This window comes from uncultured Chloroflexus sp. (genome assembly GCF_937129525.1).
Taxonomy (GTDB): domain Bacteria; phylum Chloroflexota; class Chloroflexia; order Chloroflexales; family Chloroflexaceae; genus Chloroflexus.
Window position 1 is genome coordinate 42,416 of the sequence record NZ_CAKZNK010000058.1, and the last position, 7,520, is coordinate 49,935.

Sequence of the window (7,520 nt, forward strand, 5' to 3'; positions counted from 1 at the left end):
AAAGGATGTCAAGCTACCGCCGCCCATCGGACGACGAACACGAGCATGACGACGATCATGAGCCGCCGCGCGGCGCGCTCTTCATCACGTTAGGGTTCTTGCTCGCCCTCAGCATCTTGTGGATGCAAGTTTACCTGACTTTGCTGAATAACGGAGGGATACCGGCGTCATGAGAGACAAGAAATTTATCAGCTATCTGTTTGAGGTTGCCTGGATCTTGCCCAGCGTCGCGATCCCAGTCTCGATGCTGGTCGCAATCCTGGTCACCGCCTTCGCGGTTGGCGTGCGGGTACCAACAACCGCCGGACGGGTCAGCGTGAGCGCCGTAGCTGCTGGCGTCGATGCCACCTTCAGCCAGACCGGTCTGCGTGAACTTGCGCCTGGCCGGTATGAAGCTATCATCACGGCCCAAACATTTATGTTTACGCCTAATACGATTGAGATACCGGCTGGCTCGAAGGTTACTTTCATCCTCACCAGCAAAGATGTGATCCATGGTTTCAAGATCGAAGGCGCGCCGATCAACGTGATGGTGATTCCCGGCCAGATTTCTCGGGTCACTGCTACCTTTGATCGACCGGGAGAATACCTGATCGTCTGCCACGAATATTGCGGCGCCGGTCACCACGTTATGTTCGGCAAAGTGATTGTGAACTGAGCGGAGCCATTGCTCGGCTGGAGAAGGAGAGGATTGCATGGCCAGTATTGCAGCACGCGCTCGCCCAATGGCGGTGAGCTCAGACCTGAGTGTCGAGCACAAGCTCGCAGGCATCAATATTTTCATTGCCTTTGCGGCGCTTGCCGTCGGGGGATTGATGGGGATCTTGCAGATCTTGCGCTACAACGGCCTTGATTTGTACACCCCGGCCAAGCCCGTTCTACCTGGCGGCTACTATCAAGGTTTGACCGTTCACGGTGTGCTCAATGTGCTCGTTTTTACAACGTTTTACATCATCGGATTTTTGACTTTTATTTTCGCCAAAGCGCTCAACCGACCACTGGCCAGCAGTCGGTTGGCCTGGGCCACGCTCTGGGTCATGGTGACCGGTTTGCTGTTAGCAGCATTCCCGCTGCTGACGAATAACGCTACGGTGATGTTCACCTTTTATCCACCGCTGAAGGCCGATGCCCTCTTCTATATCGGTCTGACCCTGGTGGTTGCCGGCACCTGGCTTTTGCTGGTCAACATGATCATCACGCGCAACGCCTGGCTGGCCGATAACCCCGGTCAGCGCACGCCGCTGCCGGCATTTATGGCCATTGTGACAATGTTGATGTGGACAATTTCCACCATCGGCGTGGCCAGCGAAATGCTGTTCCTGGTCATTCCGTGGTCGTTGGGGCTGGTCGGCGGAACCGATCCCGTTCTTGCGCGCACGCTGTTCTGGTTTACCGGTCACCCGATTGTCTACTTCTGGCTATTGCCTGCTTACATTTCGTGGTACACACTGGTACCCGTCCATCTCAACGGCAAGCTCTTCAGCGACCCCATGGCGCGGGTGTCGTTCATCCTCTTCCTGATCCTGTCACTCCCGATCGGGATGCACCATCAGGTCACCGACCCGGGTATTTCCGAAATGTGGAAGCTCGTCCACGCCATCTTTACCTTTGGCGTCTTCTTCCCCAGCCTGCTCACCTTCTTCAACGTGGTAGCATCACTGGAGTACGCCGGTCGCAAACACGGCGGCGAGGGCTGGCTTGCCTGGATCTTCAACCTGCCATGGGGTAAGCCGGAAGTATCGGCCCAACTGGTGGCGATGATGCTGTTCGCGTTCGGTGGCATCAGCGGTCTGGTTAATGCTTCGTACAACATCAACCTGGTGGTACACAATACTGCCTGGATCTCGGGGCATTTCCATCTGACAGTGGGCACTGCGGTTGCGCTCAGCTTTATGGGTATCACTTACTGGCTGGTGCCGTATCTGACCGGACGAAAGCTGTGGAGTCGCGGGCTGGGTGTGGCGCAGGCATGGCTCTGGTTCGCAGGCATGGGTCTTTTCTCACACTTCATGCACGAACTGGGTCTGCGAGGCATGCCGCGACGCACTGACATCGGCGGCGCGCCCTACGTGCAGGACGAGTGGCGCTTCTTCCTCTTCTTTGCCATGATTGGTGGTCTGATCATGTTCGTGAGCGCTATCTTCTACTACCTCAACATGATTATGACTATCACCCGCGGCAAGAAGCTGGAGAGTGTGCCGGAAGTGACCTTCGCCAAAGCCCTCTCCGGCCCCGAAGACGCGCCCAGAATTCTCGACCGACTGCTGGTGTGGGTGGTCGTTGCAGCAGTTCTGCTCTTGATCAACTACCTGCCGACGATCCTGGACATCCTCAGCACAGCAACCTTCGACATACCAGGACGAAGAGTCTGGTAAGAGACAAGATACTGTAACGGCAATCAACCACGCGTGAATGACACTGAGCGAGCCGCAGTCAGAGCGGCTCGCTTCATCTTCGACTCTATCGCCTGTGGATCTACCGCAGAGGCCGCAGAGACCGCAGAGAGCCTGTCGCCTATCAGCTATCCCCTATCGCCTATCGGCTATTGAACCGCAGAGGCCGCAGAGAGAGGGTAGAGACGTTGCAATGCAACGTCTCTACCATTTCACGCAAATCGCCCATCGCCTATCAGCTATCGTCTATCGCCTATCACCTATCGCTATAATCCTTGACATGCAGCGGTTTTCTGTGGTACTATCCCCAATATCCGCACCGGAACAGGTAAACATAACAATGTAACGGCCATGCCTGGCTTAAGGTCAGGGCAACATCACAGAGGACTCCGTATGGCCCCCTTGCTGGAAGTTCGTGATTTACGCACCTATTTTCAGACCCAAGACGGCATCGTCAAAGCAGTTGACGGTGTCTCTTTTTATGTTAATCGAGGCGAAACCCTCGGTATCGTCGGCGAGTCGGGTTGTGGCAAATCGGTTACCTCCCTCTCAATTATGCGGCTGATTCCTACCCCGCCGGGCAAGATTGTCAGCGGTCAAATTTTATTTGACGGTGACGATCTGTTGCAGGCCAGCGAAGAAGAGATGCGCCACATTCGCGGTAATCGGATCGCCATGATCTTTCAAGATCCGATGACTTCCCTTAATCCGGTGCTCACGATTGGCCGGCAAATCACCGAATCGCTTGAACTACACCTGAAGTTGACGAAAAAAGAGGCCCGTGATCGCGCGATCGAGCTACTCGATATGGTCGGCATCCCATCAGCCAGTAAGCGGCTCGATAACTATCCCCACCAGTTTTCGGGTGGGATGCGCCAGCGCGTGATGATTGCGATGGCCCTCTCGTGCAACCCCGAATTACTGATTGCCGATGAGCCAACTACCGCGCTCGATGTGACCATCCAGGCCCAGATTCTTGAATTGATTAACCGGCTGCGCGAAGAATTGGGCACGGCAGTTATTTTGATCACCCACGATCTCGGTGTGGTGGCCGGGATGACCGACCGGGTAACAGTGATGTACGCCGGCAAAGTAGTTGAAGAGGGGCCTACTCACGAGATCTTTGCCAACCCGCGCATGCCCTACACGATAGGACTGCTGCGCTCAATCCCCCGGCTCGACGAAGAACGGGGTCGTCGCCTGAAACCAATTCGCGGCCTGCCGCCAAATCTGATCGATCTGCCGCCGATCTGCCCCTTCAGCCCACGCTGTGATTATGCGCGCGAGGAATGTCTGACCAGTGCCCCGGAGCTGCGCAGCGTCGGCGCCGATCATCGCGCAGCATGCCACTTTGACATCACGATAGAAACACCTATCCCCCAGCAAACGACTACCGATATTGCAGCTTGAACAGGCGAGGCAGAGATATGGCAACGTTGGCGCAACGCTCTCACGAGCTATTGATTGAAGTAAAAGATTTGCGCATGCATTTTCCGGTCACGCGCGGGATTATTTTTCAGCGGCGCGTGGGTACCGTAAAAGCGGTTGATGGCGTCAGTTTTTCGATTAAGCGTGGCGAGACCCTCGGCCTGGTCGGCGAGTCGGGTTGTGGCAAGAGCACGACCGGACGCGCAATTTTGCAACTCTACCGGCCTACCGGCGGGCAGGTGTTGTTCCGGGGAACCGATCTGACCAGACTGCGTGGCAACGAATTGCGCCAGATGCGCCGCCACGTGCAGATGATTTTTCAAGATCCGTATGCCTCACTCAATCCGCGGATGACGGTCGGCGACATTATCGCCGAACCGATCCGGGTTCATAAATTGCGCACCGGACGGGCAATCCGCGAGCGAGTCGAGGAGCTATTGCAATTGGTTGGTCTCAACCCGGCCTTTGCCAATCGCTACCCCCACGAATTTTCCGGCGGTCAGCGCCAGCGCATCGGTATCGCGCGCGCGCTGGCGGTTGAACCGGATTTTGTGGTGTGCGATGAGCCGGTCTCGGCGCTTGATGTGTCGATCCAGGCTCAGGTCGTTAATCTGCTTGAAGAGTTGCAAGACAAGCTGGGATTGACCTACCTCTTCATTGCGCACGATTTGAGCGTCGTCAATCACATCTCCGATCGGGTAGCGGTGATGTATTTGGGCAAAGTCGTCGAGCTGGCCGAAGGACCGAAACTCTACTCGATGCCATTGCACCCTTATACCCAGGCCTTGCTGTCGGCAGTGCCGATCCCCGATCCGAAGGTGGAACAGCAGCGACGACGGATCATTCTCGAAGGTGATGTTCCCAGTCCGCTCAACCCGCCGTCGGGATGCCACTTCCATACTCGTTGCCCGATTGCCATTCAGAAGTGCAAAGAAGAGGAGCCGCCGTTTGTTGATTACGGTAATGGCCATTTTGCCGCGTGCTGGCGCGCTCGTGAGAGCGCGACGCTGATGCCGGAAGTAGCGCGCAAGCAGGCCGAGGCAATGGCGGCCCGGATTGCGGCTGACATTGGGCGAGTGAAGAGCATTGAGCATGAGTAATGTTCGGATAGTTACTCATGTTCCCTGTTCAAGAAAGCAAACAATCCTGCTCAGGCGATCTGCGTATCGAGCATCATCTGCCAGAATAGATATAACAGGTAATAGCTTCGCATAAACAGGCGGTCTGCGCTCTACTTCGCTAGCGTAACTTGATGTGAACGAACACAACAAATGCATCGCATGATCGTGTACTTGTGCGTGCATGCTCACCATAACTGTCAAGTTTTAGACGATGAAAACCTGCGCAAGGAATGCTATGTCATCACCTATCATAAAACAACACAGAAGGCGAGTTATAGCCTTCGGCTGGTACGGAGGTAAATACTCTCACCTTGATTGGCTATTGCCGTTATTGCCGCCTTGCCACCACTACTGTGAGCCATTTGGCGGCTCAGCAGCCGTTTTATTGAATCGTGAACCGTCACCCGTAGAGACGTATAACGATGTCGATGGAGAGGTGGTTAACTTTTTCCGAGTGTTGCGAGATAAGCCTGATCAACTTATGCAAATGATTGGTCTTACGCCGTTTTCACGTGAAGAGTTTGCAATCGCTTGCGAAATTGACCCTGATGTAGATCCCATAGAACGAGCGAGAAGATTTTATGTGCGCGCTCGACAAGTGCGCACCGGACTTGCTCAATCTGCAACTCTGGGACGTTGGGCAAACTGTAAAAACACAAGTCGATCGGGCATGGCAGGCGCTGTTTCGCGTTGGCTTGGTGCCATTGAAGACTTACCAGAAATAGCCTTGCGCTTGCTGCGTGTCCAAATTGAGAACAGACCTGCCATCGAAGTCATACGTCTGTACGATTCGCCAGAAACACTTTTCTACTGTGATCCTCCATATGTTCATGAGACACGCGGTGATAAGCAAGCTTATGCGTATGAAATGAGTGATGAAGAGCATCGCGAATTAGCGCTGGTGTTAAATTCAGTTCAAGGGCTTGTCGCTGTCTCTGGATACGATTGCGCATTGATGCAAGAACTTTATCCCTCGCCAAAGTGGCATAAACATATTGCGCCAACAAGAACGATACACTCAACGAAAGATGCCAGAACCGAGATCGTATGGACAAATTATGATCCGAACGAAATCAGATCAGGGAGACTTTTTTAGGACAAGATTATGAAAACACCTGATGAAATTCTTAACGATATTTTGCGGCAAGCCTCGAACAATATTGAGCGATCGTTTATTGACAATGATGACATTCGCTCACGAGTTGAGCATGTTTGTCGCGAGAAAAGCAATCGAGCTTGCGCGAGACTCATTATGGCCTGTATGTTAGCAAAGATACACAAACCCAGCGTTGATCCCCGAAAACCGTACACTGAAATTGGGACGAACGACTCCTTTTCCGGACGATCCTACGATGAAGATTACATCACACGTTTCATCCATGAGAATCGATTGCCTTTAAACCCTACCACAGCTTTTCTGACCCCTGCCTTCCGCAATTTAAACCGCGAACTTAAAACAGGCCTAAAACTTTCCGGAAGGCCTTCTAGTATCTACGAAGACACCTTACAACTCCTTGATGATGTACATCAAAACAAAGTAACAGCAGACAATTTGTTAACTGAAATGGTGCGCGTTTTACTGCTGATGCAAAAACAACATCAAGACCGATTAAATTCGCTGTTGGCGGAGCTTTCTACAGAAAATACCCTCCCTTTATCAGCCGAAGAGATTGTTGCCTTAATTGAACAACATCTCAAATGTAAAAATTCGAGTAGATTGCCTGTTTTAATTGTCGCCGCAGCCTATAACTCTGTGGAGGATAAACTCGGAGAACGCATCTTGCCATTACAGAGCCACAACGCTGCTGATAAACAAACAGGCTCGCTTGGAGATGTTGAAGTATGCCTTGAAAACGATAAACGTGTTGTAACAGTGTACGAAATGAAGATGAAGAAGGTTACGATTGACGACATCAATCGCGCTATTGAAAAGATTTCATCAACTTCCGAGAGAATACACAACTATATCTTCATTACTACCGACGTCATTAGTGATGACGTTAAATTATATGCCGAGAAATGTTATGAAAAAACTGAAGGTACAGAATTTCACATTTTTGATTGTATAAGTTTTTTGAGACATTTTTTACACTTTTTTCATCGATCACGCGAACGCTTTCTAGATGCTTATCAGAACCTCGTACTAGGCGAACCTGATAGCGCAGTGAGCCAACCCTTGAAAGAAGTATTTTTGGCACTACGATTGGTAGCTCAAAGCAGAGGGGAATAAGAGAAGAGATTAGTCGCAATTTGCCTCATTTATTCCAAATTTACAACTTTGCTTTATCCTGCGAGATTCTAATTAGTAAAATAACTACCTTGGACAGACCAAACTGGAAAATGCACTACTTTTACTATCTAAACAATAGTATTACCGAGCATGGAGTCGAATAGTGTTTTGTGACCGTTTTGTGACTACGAAATAGCTTTGTCTTCCTGATAGATTTGTCTGCTCTTGTTGAGACCCTATACACCAGATCGCTCACCGCACGCAAAGCACCCTTACACCACCCGTGTCTCTGTTTCACGCCCGGTCAAGGCATTGCGCACTTCCGCAATTGCCTCCAGCAAACGCCGC

The 7,520-nt window shown here is 51.9% G+C and carries 7 protein-coding genes; all 7 read left to right on the forward strand.

Translation table 11 applies throughout. From position 1 onward, the window contains the following. The first annotated feature begins 5 nt into the window (after positions 1-5). Entirely contained in the window at positions 6-173 is a 168-nt protein-coding gene (locus tag Q0650_RS06775; RefSeq protein WP_298817195.1) for a hypothetical protein, read from the forward strand. Next, a complete protein-coding gene (locus Q0650_RS06780; protein WP_298817197.1) occupies positions 170-658 on the forward strand; it encodes a cytochrome c oxidase subunit II in 489 nt (162 codons plus the stop codon). The genes Q0650_RS06775 and Q0650_RS06780 overlap by 4 nt, the downstream gene beginning before the upstream one ends. A 37-nt stretch (positions 659-695) precedes the next feature. After that, on the forward strand, positions 696-2,375 hold the full coding sequence (locus Q0650_RS06785; protein ID WP_298817199.1) for a cbb3-type cytochrome c oxidase subunit I: 1,680 nt from the start codon (positions 696-698) through the stop codon (positions 2,373-2,375). 411 nt (positions 2,376-2,786) lie between these two features. Then, positions 2,787-3,803, forward strand: coding sequence for an ABC transporter ATP-binding protein (locus Q0650_RS06790; protein WP_298817200.1), 1,017 nt, complete (start codon positions 2,787-2,789; stop codon positions 3,801-3,803). Between the two features lie 17 nt (positions 3,804-3,820). Beyond that, the gene (locus Q0650_RS06795) at positions 3,821-4,921 is read left to right on the forward strand and encodes an ABC transporter ATP-binding protein (RefSeq protein WP_298817202.1); all 1,101 of its coding nucleotides are present in this window, start codon (positions 3,821-3,823) and stop codon (positions 4,919-4,921) included. Positions 4,922-5,177: 256 nt separating this feature from the next. Further along, the gene (locus Q0650_RS06800) at positions 5,178-6,038 is read left to right on the forward strand and encodes a DNA adenine methylase (protein WP_298817204.1); all 861 of its coding nucleotides are present in this window, start codon (positions 5,178-5,180) and stop codon (positions 6,036-6,038) included. A 9-nt stretch (positions 6,039-6,047) separates the two neighbouring features. After that, positions 6,048-7,172 (forward strand): DNA methyltransferase, encoded by a 1,125-nt coding sequence (locus tag Q0650_RS06805; protein WP_298817206.1) that lies wholly within the window; start codon positions 6,048-6,050, stop codon positions 7,170-7,172. The last annotated feature ends 348 nt before the right edge of the window (positions 7,173-7,520 follow it).